The sequence below is a fragment of the Enterobacter cloacae complex sp. SHL020 genome, from assembly GCF_049236945.1.
GTDB lineage: Bacteria > Pseudomonadota > Gammaproteobacteria > Enterobacterales > Enterobacteriaceae > Enterobacter > Enterobacter dykesii.
In genome coordinates, this window is sequence record NZ_JBMKJF010000001.1 from 795,089 (window position 1) to 809,632 (window position 14,544).

General features: G+C 60.0%; 14 protein-coding genes. 10 read left to right on the forward strand and 4 right to left on the reverse strand.

Translation table 11 applies throughout. The features are described 5' to 3' along the window. Positions 1-64 precede the first annotated feature (64 nt). Genes ACOTZB_RS03825 through ACOTZB_RS03845 form a run of 5 tightly spaced genes read left to right on the forward strand, consistent with a single transcriptional unit; the run spans position 65 to position 5,706 of the window. Complete coding sequence (locus ACOTZB_RS03825; protein WP_421626524.1) at positions 65-2,047, forward strand: TonB-dependent hemoglobin/transferrin/lactoferrin family receptor; 1,983 nt, start codon at positions 65-67, stop codon at positions 2,045-2,047. Between the two features lie 48 nt (positions 2,048-2,095). Further along, on the forward strand, positions 2,096-3,124 hold the full coding sequence (gene chuS, locus ACOTZB_RS03830) for a hematinate-forming heme oxygenase ChuS (RefSeq protein ID WP_421626525.1): 1,029 nt from the start codon (positions 2,096-2,098) through the stop codon (positions 3,122-3,124). Beyond that, positions 3,121-3,942 carry a heme/hemin ABC transporter substrate-binding protein gene (locus ACOTZB_RS03835; RefSeq protein ID WP_421626526.1) on the forward strand — a complete coding sequence of 274 codons (822 nt, stop codon included), beginning with the start codon at positions 3,121-3,123 and terminating at the stop codon, positions 3,940-3,942. Before chuS ends, ACOTZB_RS03835 begins: the two co-directional genes overlap by 4 nt. Continuing rightward, positions 3,942-4,934 carry a FecCD family ABC transporter permease gene (locus ACOTZB_RS03840; protein WP_421626527.1) on the forward strand — a complete coding sequence of 331 codons (993 nt, stop codon included), beginning with the start codon at positions 3,942-3,944 and terminating at the stop codon, positions 4,932-4,934. The genes ACOTZB_RS03835 and ACOTZB_RS03840 overlap by 1 nt, the downstream gene beginning before the upstream one ends. Continuing rightward, complete coding sequence (locus ACOTZB_RS03845; RefSeq protein ID WP_421626528.1) at positions 4,927-5,706, forward strand: heme ABC transporter ATP-binding protein; 780 nt, start codon at positions 4,927-4,929, stop codon at positions 5,704-5,706. The genes ACOTZB_RS03840 and ACOTZB_RS03845 overlap by 8 nt, the downstream gene beginning before the upstream one ends. Here ACOTZB_RS03845 and ACOTZB_RS03850 read toward each other — a convergent pair. Beyond that, entirely contained in the window at positions 5,673-6,596 is a 924-nt protein-coding gene (locus ACOTZB_RS03850; RefSeq protein ID WP_421626529.1) for a LysR family transcriptional regulator, read from the reverse strand. The two genes, ACOTZB_RS03845 and ACOTZB_RS03850, sit on opposite strands and share 34 nt — an antisense overlap. Before the next feature lie 140 nt (positions 6,597-6,736). Between ACOTZB_RS03850 and ACOTZB_RS03855 the strand changes: the two genes are divergently transcribed. Genes ACOTZB_RS03855 through ACOTZB_RS03875 form a run of 5 tightly spaced genes read left to right on the forward strand, consistent with a single transcriptional unit; the run spans position 6,737 to position 11,511 of the window. Continuing rightward, positions 6,737-7,444, forward strand: coding sequence for a CoA transferase subunit A (locus ACOTZB_RS03855; RefSeq protein ID WP_421626530.1), 708 nt, complete (start codon positions 6,737-6,739; stop codon positions 7,442-7,444). A gap of 2 nt (positions 7,445-7,446) precedes the next feature. Further along, the gene (locus ACOTZB_RS03860) at positions 7,447-8,103 is read left to right on the forward strand and encodes a CoA transferase subunit B (protein WP_023311306.1); all 657 of its coding nucleotides are present in this window, start codon (positions 7,447-7,449) and stop codon (positions 8,101-8,103) included. A 9-nt stretch (positions 8,104-8,112) separates the two neighbouring features. Next, the gene (locus ACOTZB_RS03865; protein WP_421626531.1) at positions 8,113-9,294 is read left to right on the forward strand and encodes an acetyl-CoA C-acetyltransferase; all 1,182 of its coding nucleotides are present in this window, start codon (positions 8,113-8,115) and stop codon (positions 9,292-9,294) included. A gap of 44 nt (positions 9,295-9,338) precedes the next feature. Then, positions 9,339-10,730 carry a GntP family permease gene (locus tag ACOTZB_RS03870; RefSeq protein ID WP_421626532.1) on the forward strand — a complete coding sequence of 464 codons (1,392 nt, stop codon included), beginning with the start codon at positions 9,339-9,341 and terminating at the stop codon, positions 10,728-10,730. Positions 10,731-10,740: 10 nt separating this feature from the next. Then, the gene (locus tag ACOTZB_RS03875; protein ID WP_047651966.1) at positions 10,741-11,511 is read left to right on the forward strand and encodes a 3-hydroxybutyrate dehydrogenase; all 771 of its coding nucleotides are present in this window, start codon (positions 10,741-10,743) and stop codon (positions 11,509-11,511) included. A 42-nt stretch (positions 11,512-11,553) separates the two neighbouring features. On the opposite strand, the gene selO is transcribed toward ACOTZB_RS03875, so the two are convergent. From selO to ACOTZB_RS03890, 3 genes are all read right to left on the reverse strand, one after another. Beyond that, a complete protein-coding gene (selO, locus tag ACOTZB_RS03880; protein WP_421626533.1) occupies positions 11,554-12,996 on the reverse strand; it encodes a protein adenylyltransferase SelO in 1,443 nt (480 codons plus the stop codon). Positions 12,997-13,057: 61 nt separating this feature from the next. After that, the gene (locus tag ACOTZB_RS03885) at positions 13,058-13,774 is read right to left on the reverse strand and encodes an EAL domain-containing protein (RefSeq protein ID WP_047651963.1); all 717 of its coding nucleotides are present in this window, start codon (positions 13,772-13,774) and stop codon (positions 13,058-13,060) included. 294 nt (positions 13,775-14,068) lie between these two features. Continuing rightward, positions 14,069-14,533, reverse strand: a complete 465-nt coding sequence (locus ACOTZB_RS03890; protein ID WP_008500650.1) for an NlpC/P60 family protein — start codon at positions 14,531-14,533, stop codon at positions 14,069-14,071. Positions 14,534-14,544 lie beyond the last annotated feature (11 nt).

The following is a 14,544-nucleotide window of genomic DNA, read 5'->3' on the forward strand; positions in this document are numbered from 1 at the left end:
ATACGCCAGCCACCCAGGTGATACCCAGGCAGCCAGCGCTTTTCACTTCTTATGGAGAGTTGCTATGCCACACCTGCCTTCCGCATCTTTACGTCCGTCAATTCTGGCGCTGGCGATTGTCAGCGCCCTGCCGACCGCGGCGTTTGCCGCCACAGATGACATTACCGTCACCGCCACGGGCAACGCCCGCAGCGCCTTTGAAGCCCCCATGATGGTGAACGTAATTGACGCCAGCGCGCCGGAGAAACAAACCGCCAGCTCTGCTGCCGACCTGCTGCGTAACGTCCCCGGCCTGACGCTGGACGGCACCGGGCGCACCAACGGGCAGGACGTGAACCTGCGCGGATATGACCGTCGCGGCGTGCTGGTGCTGGTTGACGGCGTGCGCCAGGGCACCGATACCGGCCACCTGAACAGCACCTTCCTCGATCCCGCGCTCATCAAACGTATCGAAGTGGTCCGCGGCCCGTCGGCCCTGCTGTACGGCAGCGGCGCGCTGGGCGGCGTCATTTCGTATGACACCGTCGATGCAAAAGATCTGCTGGAGCCGGGTAAAAACAGTGGTTACCGCGTGTTTGGAACGGGCGCGACGGGCGATCGTAGCCTCGGGATGGGCGCCAGCGCCTATGGCCGCACCGATACGCTGGACGGTCTGGTCTCCTGGTCCAGCCGGGATCGCGGTGACATCCGCCAGAGCGACGGCGCAAGCGCGCCTAATGACGAGTCCATCAATAACATGCTGGCGAAGGGCAGCTGGAAAATCGACCCGGCCCAGACCCTGAGCGGCTCGCTGCGCTACTACAACAACGATGCCCAGGAGCCAAAAAATCCGCAAACCACCGGGGCGGACAGCAGTAACTCGATGACCGATCGCTCAACCATTCAGCGTGATGCGCAGCTGGGCTACAGCATCGCCCCGGAAGATAACGACTGGCTGAACGCCGATGCGAAGGTTTACTGGTCCGAAGCGCGCATCAATGCCCAGAACATCGACGGCAGCGGCGAATTTCGCAAGCAAACCACCAAAGGCGGCAAGGTGGAAAACCGCACCCGTCTGTTCAGCGACACCTTTGCAGCACACCTTCTGACCTACGGCGGGGAATACTATCGTCAGGAGCAGCATCCGGGCGGGGCCACCACCGGGTTCCCGGAGGCGAAAATTGATTTCAGCTCTGGCTGGCTGCAGGACGAAATTACCCTGCGCGACCTTCCCGTCACTCTTCTTGGCGGTACTCGCTATGACAACTACCGCGGCAGCAGCGACGGCTACAACGATGTCGATGCCGATAAATGGTCCTCCCGCGCCGGATTGACCGTCAGCCCGACCGACTGGCTGATGCTGTTTGGCTCGTACGCGCAGGCGTTCCGCGCGCCGACTATGGGCGAGATGTATAACGACGCCAAACACTTCTCCATTGGCCGCTTCTATACCAACTACTGGGTGCCAAACCCGAACCTGCGCCCGGAAACCAACGAAACGCAGGAGTTTGGATTTGGCCTGCGCTTTGACGATCTCATGCTTGCCAACGATGCGCTGGAGTTCAAAGCCAGCTACTTCGATACCAAAGCCAAAGACTATATCTCTACCACCGTCGATTTTGCGGCGGCAACCACCATGTCCTATAACGTCCCGAACGCCAAAATCTGGGGCTGGGACATGATGGCAAAATACTCTGCCGACCTCTTCAACCTGGACCTGGCCTATAACCGCACGCGCGGGAAAGACAGCGATACGGGCGAGTACATCTCCAGCATCAACCCGGATACCGTCACCAGCAAGCTGGACATTCCGGTGGCGCAGAGCGGATTTTCCGTTGGCTGGATTGGCACCTTTGTCGATCGCTCAACGCATATCAGCAGCAGCTACAGCAAACAGCCGGGCTATGCGGTTAACGACTTCTATGTCAGCTATAAGGGCCAGGAGCGACTCAAAGGCGTGACCACGACGCTGGTACTCGGCAACGCCTTTGACAAAGAATACTGGTCACCTCAGGGCATTCCTCAGGATGGTCGTAACGGGAAGATTTTCGTCAGTTATCAATGGTAATCCCTTCGCCCCGGGCTGACCGGGGCATTGCTTTGAAAGGAAGAGACAATGAATCACTACACACGCTGGCTTGAGCTAAAAAAAGAAAATCCGGGTAAGTACGCGCGCGACGTCGCAGGGTTAATGAACATCAGCGAAGCAGAGCTCACCTTTGCCCGCGTGGGACACGATGCCTGGCGACTGCACGGTGAAATCCGCGAGATCCTGGGCGCGCTGGAGACGGTGGGCGAAACCAAATGTATCTGCCGCAACGAATACGCCGTTCACGAACAGGTAGGGAATTTCACCAACCAGCACCTGAACGGCCACGCCGGGCTGGTGCTGAACCCGCGCGCGCTGGATCTGCGCCTGTTCCTCAACCAGTGGGCAAGCGCGTTTCACATCAGCGAAGCCACCGCCCGCGGCGAGCGGCAGAGCATTCAGTTCTTCGACCACCAGGGGGATGCCCTGCTGAAGGTCTACGCCACGGATAACACCGACGTTTCCGCCTGGGGCGACGTGCTGACCCGCTTTATCTTTGCTGACAACCCGCCGCTTGAACTGAAGGTTGCCGAAGCCCCGGCTCACGCAGAAAACGCAAACGCGGCTCTCGTGGATAAAGAGTGGCGCGCCATGACCGACGTGCACCAGTTCTTCAGCCTGCTGAAGCGCCACAATCTTAGCCGCCAACAGGCGTTTCGCCTGGTGGGGGACGATCTGGCCTGTCGGGTAGAGAACAGCGCGCTGGCGCAGCTGCTGGAGACGGCGCGTCGGGACGGCAATGAAATCATGGTCTTCGTCGGCAACCGCGGCTGCGTGCAGATTTTCACCGGCGCGGTGGAAAAGCTGGCGCCGATGAAAGGCTGGCTGAACGTCTTTAACCCAACCTTTACCCTGCATCTGCTTGAAGACGCCATTGCGGAGACGTGGGTCACGCGCAAACCAACCGCTGATGGGCATGTCACCAGTCTGGAGCTGTTTGCCGCCGACGGGACGCAAATCGCCCAGCTGTACGGCCAGCGCACCGAAGGCGAGCCGGAGCAAAGCCAGTGGCGCAGCCAGATAGACGCCCTGACGGCGAAAGGGCTGGCCGCATGAAACGGTGGCTAGTCCTCCTCAGCGCCCTGCCCCTGCTGGTGTTTGCTGCGCCGCAGGAGAAAATCGTCACGCTCGGTGGTGACGTCACCGAGATTGTCTACGCTCTCGGCGCGTCGTCTTCTCTGGTGGCCCGCGACAGCACAAGCCAGTGGCCGCAGGCGGCGAACGCGCTGCCGGACGTGGGCTATCTGCGTCAGCTCAACGCGGAAGGGATCTTATCCATGCGCCCTACGCTGGTGCTGGCCAGCGCCCAGGCGCAGCCGTCTCTGGCGCTAAAGCAGGTTGAGCAAAGCCACGTCAGGGTAATCGTTGTTCCCGCCGGTAACGACCTGAACGTCATTGACGAAAAGGTGCGGATCGTCGCTGAAGCGACGCACCGTGAGGCCGAGGGGGAAGTCCTGCGCAACACGCTGCGTCAGGCGCTGTCGGCGCTTCCCGCGTCACCGATCGATAAGCGGGTGCTGTTTATTCTCAACCACGGCGGGATGACCGCCATGGCCGCCGGACAACAGACCGCCGCGGACGCGGCAATTCGTGCGGCGGGGCTGCAGAACGCGATGCAGGGGTTCACCCGCTATCAGCCGCTGTCTCAGGAAGGGACGATTGCCAGCCGACCCGATCTGGTGGTGATTTCGCAGGACGGGATCAACGCCCTGGGTGGGGAAGCGAATCTGTGGAAGCTGCCCGGCCTGGCGCAAACCCCGGCAGGACGTAATAAGCAGGTGCTGGCGATTGATGATATGGCGCTACTGGGCTTCAGCGTGCGAACGCCGGAAGCCATCTGGCAGCTGCGTGCCAAAGCGGAGCAACTGCCCTGATGTCCCGGCGGATAGCCTTATCGTTATGGATGCTGACCGCGATCCTGACCATCATGACCCTCGCAGCGACCGGGGTGGGGGCACTACGCCTGCCGGTCAGCCTGCTGTGGAACGGCACCGACGAGGCGCTGCGTCAGATCTGGCTGACGATCCGCCTGCCCCGCGTGCTGCTGGCGCTGACGATCGGCGGTTCGCTGGCGCTGGCGGGTTGCGTGATGCAGGGGCTGTTTCGAAATCCGCTGGCGGACCCGGGGCTGCTCGGCATCAGCAGCGGCGCGGCGCTCGCCGTCGCGCTGTGGGTGGTGATTCCGCTCTCGCTGCCTGCCCTGGTGATGCTGTATGCCCCGATGCTGGCGGCGTTTCTCGGCGCGCTGGCCGCCACCTTCGTGATTTTCCTGCTCAGCCGACAGCGTGACGCTTCCCTGTCGCGCCTGCTGCTGGTGGGCATTGCCATCAACGCCCTGTGCGGCGCCGCAGTCGGGGTGCTGTCATGGCTCAGCAATGATGCCCAGCTTCGCCAGCTTTCGCTCTGGGGAATGGGCAGCCTCGGCCAGGCGCAGTGGTCAACGCTGCTGGCCGTCGCGTCGCTGATGGTGCCCACCGCGCTGATTATCTGGCGTCTGGCAGGCGCCCTCAACCTTCTCCAACTGGGGGACGAAGAGGCGCACTACCTCGGCGTGGAGGTTGCCGCCGTGCAGCGGATCCTGCTGCTGTGCAGTGCCCTGCTGGTGGCTGCCGCCGTTGCGGTCAGCGGCGTGATCGGCTTCGTCGGCCTGGTGGTGCCGCACCTGGTGCGCATGTGGCTGGGAGCCGACCACCGGGCGGTGCTCCCCGGCTCGGTGCTGGCCGGCGCGCTGCTCCTGCTGGTGGCCGATACGCTGGCGCGCAGCCTGGTCGCTCCGGCGGAAATGCCGGTTGGCTTACTGACCAGCCTTCTCGGCGCTCCGTGGTTTCTATGGCTTATCTTTCGTCGCGGAGGGGCGCATGGCTGAACGCTACTGTGCAGAAAACCTTGTTTTTCGCGCCGGACAACGCACGCTGATTAACGACGTGTCGCTGACCTTATCTCAGGGCGAGCTGGTGGCGCTGATTGGCCCCAACGGCGCAGGGAAATCAACGCTGTTGCGGCTGCTGACCGGCTATCTTAAACCGGCAGCCGGACGGTGCAGCCTGGCGGGCACACCGCTTGCGGCCTGGCAGCCAGAAACGCTCTCCCGCTACCGGGCGGTGATGCGCCAGAGCACGCAGCTCGGATTTGACTGGCCGGTTGAGGCGGTCGTTGGTATGGGGCGTGCGCCCTGGACCCGCGCGCCAGAAGCGTCGGTGATTGAAGAAGTCATGGCTATCACCGGCTGTTTACCGCTGGGGGGCAGGCGGTTTGCCGCCCTATCCGGCGGCGAGCAGCAGCGCATCCAGCTCGCCCGCGCGCTGGCCCAGCTCTGGTGCGACGGTGCGCCGCACGGCTGGCTGTTTCTTGATGAACCTACGTCCGCGCTGGATCTCTATCACCAGCAGCATCTGCTGCGTCTGCTGAAATCCCTGACCGGCCGGGGACATCTGCACGTGTGCGTGGTGCTGCACGACCTCAATCTGGCGGCGCTGTGGGCGGACCGCATCCTGCTGCTACATGGCGGCACAATCGTCTCCCAGGGAAAACCGGAAGCCGTTTTGCAGGCCGATACGCTGGCGCGCTGGTACGGCGCACAGGTCCACGTCGGCAGGCATCCGGCTCACGCCGCGCCGCAGGTGTTTCTCGCCCCCTGATCGGGCTGATAAAAATCCTTCAGCGTCTCCAGCAGGGCACGCGCCGCTTTAGAGAGCTGCGTGTGCCCGGGATGGATTGCTCCAATGCACTTTTCTATCTGCGGGTTATCCAGCGGGATACAGACCGCGCCCAGCGCCGTCATCTGCGCCTCGCAGAGCGCCGGGACGGCACTGCCGCCCAGCCCGCTTGCGACCATTCGCCCGACCGTCACCAGCTGATGACTCTCCAGCGCCACCTCCAGCTTTCTGCCGCTTCGCGCCAGCTCCTCCTCCATCATCAGACGTACCGCCGACGGGCGCTGCAGGGTGATGAAATCCAGCGTCAGCAGCTCTTCCCATGACAGGCGCTTCTTGCCTGCCAGCGAGGAATCTTTCGGCACGATGGCAACAAACCTGTCGAGGCCCAGCGGGGTAAACAGCAGGTTGTGCGTCGGTGCCGGTTCAAAGGCGATGCCCATCTCGACTCGCCCCTCCCGCACCATCTCAATCACCTGCTCGTTGATAACGTCATGCACGGTGACGTTGATCCCGGCATGACGATCGCGAAACGCTTTTAGCACCCCGGGCAGGACATTCGCGGCAAACGACGGCATGGCCGCGACCGAGATTTTACCGCGCTGCAGGGTAAAGCACTGGTGCATCGCCTCTTCGACGTTATCCCAGTCGGCAAGCAGCTGGCGCGCCATCGGCAAAAACGTCTCGCCCTCCTGCGTCAGCGCGACCTTGCGCGTGCTCCGCTGCAGCAGCGGTCCGCCGAGGGCGTCCTCCAGCGCTTTAATCGTCAGGCTCAGGGCCGGCTGGGAAAGATTCAGCCGTTCGCTGGCGTGGGCGAAATTGAGAGTGTGAGCTACCGCTAAAAACGCGCGTAACTGTTTGACACTCATTCTCATTTTTCTTCCTGTTAACTAATTGAAAAAATTTAGTTAACAGGAAATTAATAAAAAAACCAAATGAGTGGGTCACAAATTCAAAATTAACAAATGAGTCGCCGCCCCTAATGATACCGGCACGGATAACGGGAGGGATGACTATGGCGGGACTGGATAAGCGCGTCGGCAGCTATGCGCAGGCGCTGGATGGGCTGACGGACGGGATGACCTTGCTGGCGGGCGGCTTTGGCCTGTGCGGTATTCCGGAGAACCTGATTGCAGAGGTCAGACGCCGTCAGGTGAAAGATCTGACGGTGGTATCAAACAACTGCGGCGTGGACGGTTTCGGTCTCGGATTACTGCTCGAAACGCGGCAGGTTCGCAAAGTGGTCGCCTCTTACGTCGGCGAGAACGCCCTGTTCGAGCGGCAGGTGCTGAGCGGCGAACTGGAGATTGAACTCACGCCTCAGGGCACGCTGGCGGAAAAGGTGCGTGCGGGCGGCGCGGGCATTCCGGCATTTTACACGGCCACTGGCTACGGCACGCCCGTGGCTGTCGGCAAAGACGTGCGCCAGTTTGCGGGAAAGCACTACATCCTCGAGGAGGCGATTACCGGTGATTTCGCGCTCATTAAGGGCTGGAAAGCGGACTGGTACGGCAACGTTGTCTATCGGCATACCGCGCAAAATTTTAATCCGCTGATGGCAACGGCGGGCCGGATAACGGTCGTCGAGGTGGAAGAGATTGTTGCACCGGGCGAGCTGCCCCCGTCGGCCATTCATACCCCGGGCATTTACGTCGACAGGCTGATTGTCGGCCAGTTTGAAAAACGCATTGAACAGCGCACCCTGCGCGCGGAAGGAGTCTGACGATGTTAACCCGTGAACAGATGGCTATGCGCGTCGCCCGCGAGCTGCGCGACGGGTATTACGTCAACCTGGGGATTGGCATCCCTACCCTGGTGGCGAACTACATTCCGGACGGGATGGACGTGATGCTTCAGTCCGAAAACGGGCTGCTGGGGATGGGGGCTTTTCCTGACGAGCGGAGCCTTGACGCCGACATGATCAACGCCGGTAAACAGACCGTGACCGCGCGCACCGGCGCGGCCATTTTCGACTCGGCCCAGTCGTTTGCCATGATCCGCGGCGGTCATGTCGATCTGACCGTGCTGGGCGCGTTTGAAGTGGACGTCGAGGGCAATATCGCCTCGTGGATGATCCCCGGAAAGATGGTCAAGGGCATGGGCGGCGCGATGGATCTCGTGGCCGGGGCGCAGAACATCATTGTGGTGATGACCCACGCGTCGAAAAGCGGTGAGTCAAAGCTGCTGCCGCGCTGCACGCTGCCGCTCACGGGCGCGGGCTGTATCCGTCGGGTCTTAACCGATCTCGCATTGCTGGAGATCGAGGACGGCGCGTTCATCCTGCGGGAATACGCCCCCGGCGTCAGCATCGACGAAATTGCGGCTAAGACGGCCGGGAAAATGATTGTGGCGGACGACGTTCGCGAGATGCGCTTCAACTGAGGACTCACGATGAAAGAGGTCATGATTGTCGGGGCAACGCGAACCCCCATTGGCAGTTTTCGCGGCTCGCTATCGTCCCTTTCGGCGGTTGAGCTGGGGGCCGTCGCGGTGCGGCACCTGCTGGAGAACAGCGATCTTCGCGAAGAACAGGTAGATGAACTGATTTTCGGACAGGTGTTGACGGCGGGATGCGGGCAAAACCCCGCGCGTCAGACGGCCATCGCCGCCGGATTACCCGTCAGCACGCCGGCGACAACGGTCAACCTTGTGTGCGGCGCGGGCCTAAAAGCGGTGCAGCTTGCCGCGCAGGCGATCCGCTGCGGCGACGCGGACGCGATTATCGCTGGCGGTCAGGAGAGCATGAGCAACGCCCCCTATCTGCTGGACGGCGCGCGTTCAGGGCTGCGTTTTGGCCATACGGGCCTGCAGGACAGCATGATTACCGACGGTCTGTGGGACGCGTTCAACGATTATCACATGGGGATCACCGCTGAAAACGTCGCCCGGGAAAATGCCATTTCCCGCGAGCAGCAGGACGCCTTTGCCGCCCGGTCGCAGCACAAAGCGGCTTTTGCCCTCGAAGCGGGTCGGTTTGACGCCGAGATAGCGCCGGTAACGGTAAAACAGGGTAAAAAACCGCCGCTTATCGTCCGCCGTGACGAACAGCCCCGGCCTGGCACCACCGCTGAGCAGCTGGCGCAGCTGCGCCCCGCCTTTCTGCAGGCGGAAGGCACGGTGACGGCCGGAAATGCGTCAACGCTCAACGACGGTGCCGCCGCGGTGCTGCTGATGAGCGGCGAAAAGGCGCGGGAGAGCGGTTTGCCAGTTCTCGGTCGCATCGTGAGCTACGCCGTGACGGGCGTTGACCCGTCGGTGATGGGCATCGGTCCGGTCAGCGCCTGCCGGACGGCGCTGTCGCGGGCGGGCTGGACGCTGGATGACGTGGACCTCATTGAAGCCAATGAGGCCTTTGCCGCCCAGGCGCTGGCGGTGGGCAAGCAGCTCGGCTGGGATGAGCGCAAGGTGAACGTTAACGGCGGCGCTATCGCCCTGGGTCATCCGATTGGCGCCTCCGGCTGCCGCATTCTCGTGACGCTGCTGTACGAAATGCAGCGCCGTGACGTCAAAAAAGGGCTCGTCACCCTGTGCGTGGGCGGCGGGCAAGGCATTGCTCTGACCGTCGAGCGTTAAGCATCTCGTTGATACCCAAATAATAATTAAAGTGAGGAGTCGTAATGAGTGTGTTAATTGCCCTGGCGGCGCTGGCGCTGCTGATGCTGGCGGCCTATCGCGGATACAGCGTTATTTTATTTGCGCCGATTGCGGCGCTCGGCGCCGTGCTGCTGACCGATCCGGGTGCCGTCGGCCCGACGTTTACCGGCCTGTTTATGGAAAAAATGGTCGGCTTCGTCAAGCTCTACTTCCCGGTGTTCCTGCTGGGGGCGGTGTTTGGCAAGCTGATTGAGCTTTCCGGTTTCTCACGCTCTATCGTCGCCGCCGCGATTCTGATCCTCGGCCGTCGCCACGCCATTCCGGTGATTGTCCTGGTGTGCGCGTTGTTAACCTACGGCGGCGTGTCGCTGTTCGTGGTGGCGTTCGCGGTTTACCCTTTCGCCGCGGAGCTGTTCCGCCAGAGCGGCATCCCTAAGCGGCTGATCCCGGCCACCGTGGCGCTGGGGGCATTCTCGTTTACCATGGACGCCCTGCCCGGCACGCCGCAGATCCAGAATATCATCCCCACCAGCTTCTTTGGCACAAACGCCTGGGCCGCGCCGTGGCTGGGGCTTATCGGCTCTCTGTTTATTATCATCTTTGGCCTGCTCTGGCTGGAGCGCCAGCGTCGTAAGGCGTTCAATAACAACGAGGGCTACGGCACGGATCTGAAAAATGAACCCGAAACGCCGGATAACATTAACCTTCCACACCCGCTGATTGCTATCTCCCCGCTGCTTGTAGTGGGCATACTGAACCTGCTGTTTACCCGCTGGATCCCCGGCTGGTACGGCACGACGCACGAGCTGACTCTGCCAGGCCTGGCGAAACCCATTGTGACCGAGATGGGCAAGATCACCGCCATCTGGGCCGTCGAGGCGGCGCTGATCTCCGGTATCGTGCTGGTGCTGATTTTTGGCTTTCGCAATATCCGTGGGCGTCTGGCTGAAGGCAGCCGGACCGCGGTGAGCGGTGCCATTCTGGCGGCGATGAATACCGCCTCGGAATACGGTTTCGGCGCGGTGATCGCCGCCCTGCCTGGGTTCCTGGTGTTATCCAAAGCGCTGGCGGCTATCCCGAATCCGCTGCTGAATGAAGCCATCAGCGTGACGGTGCTTGCGGGGATCACCGGCTCGGCGTCCGGCGGGATGAGCATTGCTCTCGCCGCCATGTCCGACTCGTTTGTCGCCGCCGCCCACGCCGCCAATATTCCTCTTGAAGTGCTGCACCGCGTGGCCTCAATGGCGAGCGGCGGTATGGATACGCTGCCCCATAACGGCGCGGTGATTACCCTGCTGGCGATTACCGGCCTGAGCCATCGTCAGGCCTACGGCGGTATTTTCGCTATCACTATCATTAAAAGTCTGGCAGTGCTTTTTGTCATTGCCGTGTTCTATCTGACCGGCATTGTGTAAGGAGAGAAAGATGAATCTGAACGGTAAGACCGCGCTGGTGACGGGCTCGACCAGCGGCATTGGACTTGGGATCGCCCGCGTGCTGGCGAAGGCCGGGGCGCAGCTGATCCTCAACGGTTTCGGCGACAGCGAATCAGCAAGAGAAGAGATTGCGCAACTGGGCAAAAAGCCGGGCTATCACGATGCGGACCTGCGTGACGTGCTGCAAATTGAAGCCATGATGCGCTACGCCGAATCGCAGTTTGGCGGCGTGGACATTCTTGTCAACAACGCCGGGATACAGCATGTCGCCCCGGTTGACGCGTTTCCAGTGGAGAAATGGAACGACATTATCGCCATTAATCTCTCTTCGGTATTTCACACCAGCCGACTGGCGCTGCCCGCCATGCGAGAGAAAAACTGGGGGCGCATCATCAATATCGCCTCGGTTCACGGGCTGGTCGCGTCAAAAGAGAAGTCGGCCTACGTTGCCGCCAAGCATGGCGTAGTGGGCTTTACGAAATCGCTGGCGCTGGAAACCGCCCGCACCGGCATTACCGCCAATACCATCTGTCCCGGCTGGGTGCTGACCCCGCTGGTGCAGCAGCAAATTGATAAGCGCATCGCTGACGGCGTCCCGCCGGAGCAGGCTCGGGAACAGCTTCTCGCGGAGAAACAGCCTTCGGGAGAGTTTGTCACCCCGGAGCAGCTGGGTGAACTGGCGCTGTTTTTGTGCAGTGAGGGCGCCGTGAACGTTCGCGGCGCCGCGTGGAATATGGATGGCGGCTGGGTCGCGCAGTGACTGGTTGGCCGGGTAAGGCGAAGCCGCCTCTCGGCCAAAAGACTAGCTTGAGCAGCTGACCTCAAGCCGCTTGCCCCAGTCAGGCGGGCGGCTGACGTAGTCATCATCCCGGTCGGCAAACGGCGTGCGCAGCGCCACATGCAGACGGTGTAGCTCGTCGTACTCGCCCTGCTCTGCCTGCTCAATCGCCCGCTGCGCCAGCCAGTTGCGCAACACCATCGCGGGATTCGTCGCGTTCATCTGCGTCTGGCGAGTGGCGTCGTCCACCTGCTCCTGCTGCAGACGCGCGCGGTAAGTTGCAAACCAGTCGTCAAACGCCTGTCTGTCAATAAACTCGTCGCGCAGCGGCGAGGCCGCACTGTGCTGCTCCGTCTGGCTCAGCATCCGGAAGGTACGGGTATAATCGCTGCCCTCGCGCGCCATCAGGGCAAACAGGCCGTTGAGAATGTCGTTATCGCCCCTCTCCTGCGTTATCAGTCCCAGCTTGTTGCGCATCAGCGTGCCGTATTCTCGCAGCAATATGTCCTGATAGCTGTCGAGTGCATCATTGAGGGCTTCTACGTCGATGAACGGCGACAGGGTTTGCGCAAGCCGCTGCAGGTTCCACAGGCCAACCGCTGGCTGATTGTCAAAGCTGTAACGTCCCTGATAGTCGGAGTGGTTGCAGATATAGCCAGGCTGATAATCGTCCAGGAAACCAAACGGGCCGTAATCAAAGGTCAGCCCGAGGATCGACATGTTGTCCGTATTCATGACGCCATGGGCAAAGCCCACCGTTTGCCAGCGGGCAATCAGGGCTGCGGTTCGGGCAACCACATCCCTGAACCAGATAACGTATTTATCCGCCTCGTCCTGCAAATGCGCCCAGTGGTGACGAATGGCAAAGTCAGCCAGCTGGCGCACCTTTTCCGGCTCGCGACGGTAGTAAAAGTGCTCAAAATGGCCGAAGCGCAGATGGCTTTGCGCGATACGCATCAGCATTGCGCCCTTTTCCACCGTTTCGCGCACAACCGGCGTATCGCTGGTCACGATCGACAGCGCTCGGGTAGTGGGGATCCCCAGGGCATGCATCGCTTCGGAGCCCAGGCATTCACGAATCGTTGAACGCAGAACCGCACGCCCGTCGCCCATTCGCGAATAGGGAGTAAGGCCCGCGCCTTTCAGGTGCCAGTCAACCGTCTCCCCGTTGGGAAGCTGTTGTTCGCCGAGCAGGATCCCCCTGCCGTCGCCCAGCTGCCCCGCCCAGACGCCAAACTGGTGGCCGCTATAGACCTGAGCCAGAGGTTGCATCCCGGCGAGAAGCGTTTCACCGCCCCAGACGCCAGCGCCCTCTGAACGCTGAAACAGCTCAGGCGGAATGGCCAGCTCTTCTGCCAGCAAATCGTTATGCCAGATAAGGCGTGAATTTTGTAACGGTGTTGGTTTGAGTGCGGTGTAAAAGCCAGGCAACTCGTCATGCCAGTGAGCAGTAAAAGACAGGGTCATAAGTCCTCCTGCTTTTAGTGTAGAGGGTTTACCCGGACTTAAACACGGGCGAAAGCAAGGGTTATCGCTGCTGAACCAGCGATGTAACGTGCTCCGCAGAGACGGCTGGCCAGAGTGCGCCCTGCATGGCGCCAAAATTGAAGGACAATACGCGTTGCAACAGGCCGTGGTCGTCAATGCCTGAGACAATCACTGACTGGCAGTGCGGTGTGATTTGCCAGAGGATGGCGCGCATAAAGGGCTCAAAAGAGAGCTCCGGGGCACGCTGCTGAATGAAGCCTTTGTCGAGAATAACCCGTTTAAATAATCCATCATAGACCGCTTTGAGCGATGCGGCGCCTGCGCCAAAGTTTGCCAGGACCAACGGGAAATGGATTGCCATTCTCGCCAGCTGCAGATCGTCTTTTCCGTTATTTAAACCTGGATAATTCTCATTAACAGTAAACTCAAGAAACGGATAACGCTCAAGGATTGAAACAGCGTTTCCATCACTTAATAAAAATTCAACTATTGCAGGTGTAATATTGATCCATGCAATTAACTGATGCTGAATAAAAAACAGTTTACAGGTATCAAGCAATTGCAGTTTTTCGTTAAACAGCACTAACTCTTCAGCTGCTGAAAGCCGAGGGATAACGAGCTCAGTGGGGATCCGCACATCGCTACCGACGCCAGTAAAGTTAACCAGAACCTCTAAACCTTTAAGCTCCCCGGCGCTATTACGGGCGGGCAGAAGCAGCAGTTCAGACTGGTAAGCATTATCTAGCGTAATAATCATTGCACTCGCTCCACATTAAAGATGAGAGAGGACATCCTGGAGCAATTGCCGACACAATTCCACTGTCTTGATTTTAATAAGATTAATTTCATTAGTTCCGTATTTATTTTCAGATTTATCCCTGAATCTAAAATAATTTTATCCTGGTTGCCGAATAATAGCCAGTTTTAGATAAAACAGACACATGCAGGATTCGCTAATTTTAGATAAATTTAACTTTAAGCATCTTATTTGAGAAAAAACGGCATGATTTATTAGAGACCATGCCGTCATAAGAGAAGTGTCTGACAAAGACTATATACGTCGTGCCTGCCAGAAATTTTTACGCCAGTAAACATTATCAAGAGAAGAGCGCATCACCCCCCGGCTTGTCGAGGCGTGAATGAACTGATTGTCTGTATCATATATGCCCACATGAAGACCGCTTTCACCCGAGCCGGTTTTGAAGAAAACCAGGTCCCCGGGCAGAAGATCGTCTTTATCAATTTCAGTGCCAATTTCGGCCTGCTTGCGCGTTTCGCGCGGAAGCTGTAAATCAAACTTGTCGCGGAACGTCATCAGAACGAAGCCGGAACAATCCACGCCGCCGCGGCTCATGCCGCCGTAGCGATAAGGCGTACCGCGCCAGTTGCTCAGCTGATCGTTAAGGCTGGCAATAACGGTGATCGAATCTGAAAGCCGTGGGTTAGGCGGCGGCGCACGATGGCTACTGCATCCCGCAAGAAAAAGTGCGGCCATCAGGAGAAACCAGAATCGCATTTTCAGACGAA

Excerpts from the sequence above, each read along its gene's own strand:
- selO (WP_421626533.1), bottom strand. The coding sequence starts at position 12,996 with ATGACCCTGTCTTTTACTGCTCACTGGCATGACGAGTTGCCTGGCTTT.
- ACOTZB_RS03890 (WP_008500650.1), bottom strand. The coding sequence starts at position 14,533 with ATGCGATTCTGGTTTCTCCTGATGGCCGCACTTTTTCTTGCGGGATGC.
- ACOTZB_RS03845 (WP_421626528.1), top strand. The coding sequence starts at position 4,927 with ATGGCTGAACGCTACTGTGCAGAAAACCTTGTTTTTCGCGCCGGACAA.
- ACOTZB_RS03835 (WP_421626526.1), top strand. The coding sequence starts at position 3,121 with ATGAAACGGTGGCTAGTCCTCCTCAGCGCCCTGCCCCTGCTGGTGTTT.
- ACOTZB_RS03850 (WP_421626529.1), bottom strand. The coding sequence starts at position 6,596 with ATGAGAATGAGTGTCAAACAGTTACGCGCGTTTTTAGCGGTAGCTCAC.
- chuS (WP_421626525.1), top strand. The coding sequence starts at position 2,096 with ATGAATCACTACACACGCTGGCTTGAGCTAAAAAAAGAAAATCCGGGT.
- ACOTZB_RS03885 (WP_047651963.1), bottom strand. The coding sequence starts at position 13,774 with ATGATTATTACGCTAGATAATGCTTACCAGTCTGAACTGCTGCTTCTG.
- ACOTZB_RS03875 (WP_047651966.1), top strand. The coding sequence starts at position 10,741 with ATGAATCTGAACGGTAAGACCGCGCTGGTGACGGGCTCGACCAGCGGC.
- ACOTZB_RS03855 (WP_421626530.1), top strand. The coding sequence starts at position 6,737 with ATGGCGGGACTGGATAAGCGCGTCGGCAGCTATGCGCAGGCGCTGGAT.
- ACOTZB_RS03825 (WP_421626524.1), top strand. The coding sequence starts at position 65 with ATGCCACACCTGCCTTCCGCATCTTTACGTCCGTCAATTCTGGCGCTG.
- ACOTZB_RS03860 (WP_023311306.1), top strand. The coding sequence starts at position 7,447 with ATGTTAACCCGTGAACAGATGGCTATGCGCGTCGCCCGCGAGCTGCGC.
- ACOTZB_RS03865 (WP_421626531.1), top strand. The coding sequence starts at position 8,113 with ATGAAAGAGGTCATGATTGTCGGGGCAACGCGAACCCCCATTGGCAGT.
- ACOTZB_RS03870 (WP_421626532.1), top strand. The coding sequence starts at position 9,339 with ATGAGTGTGTTAATTGCCCTGGCGGCGCTGGCGCTGCTGATGCTGGCG.
- ACOTZB_RS03840 (WP_421626527.1), top strand. The coding sequence starts at position 3,942 with ATGTCCCGGCGGATAGCCTTATCGTTATGGATGCTGACCGCGATCCTG.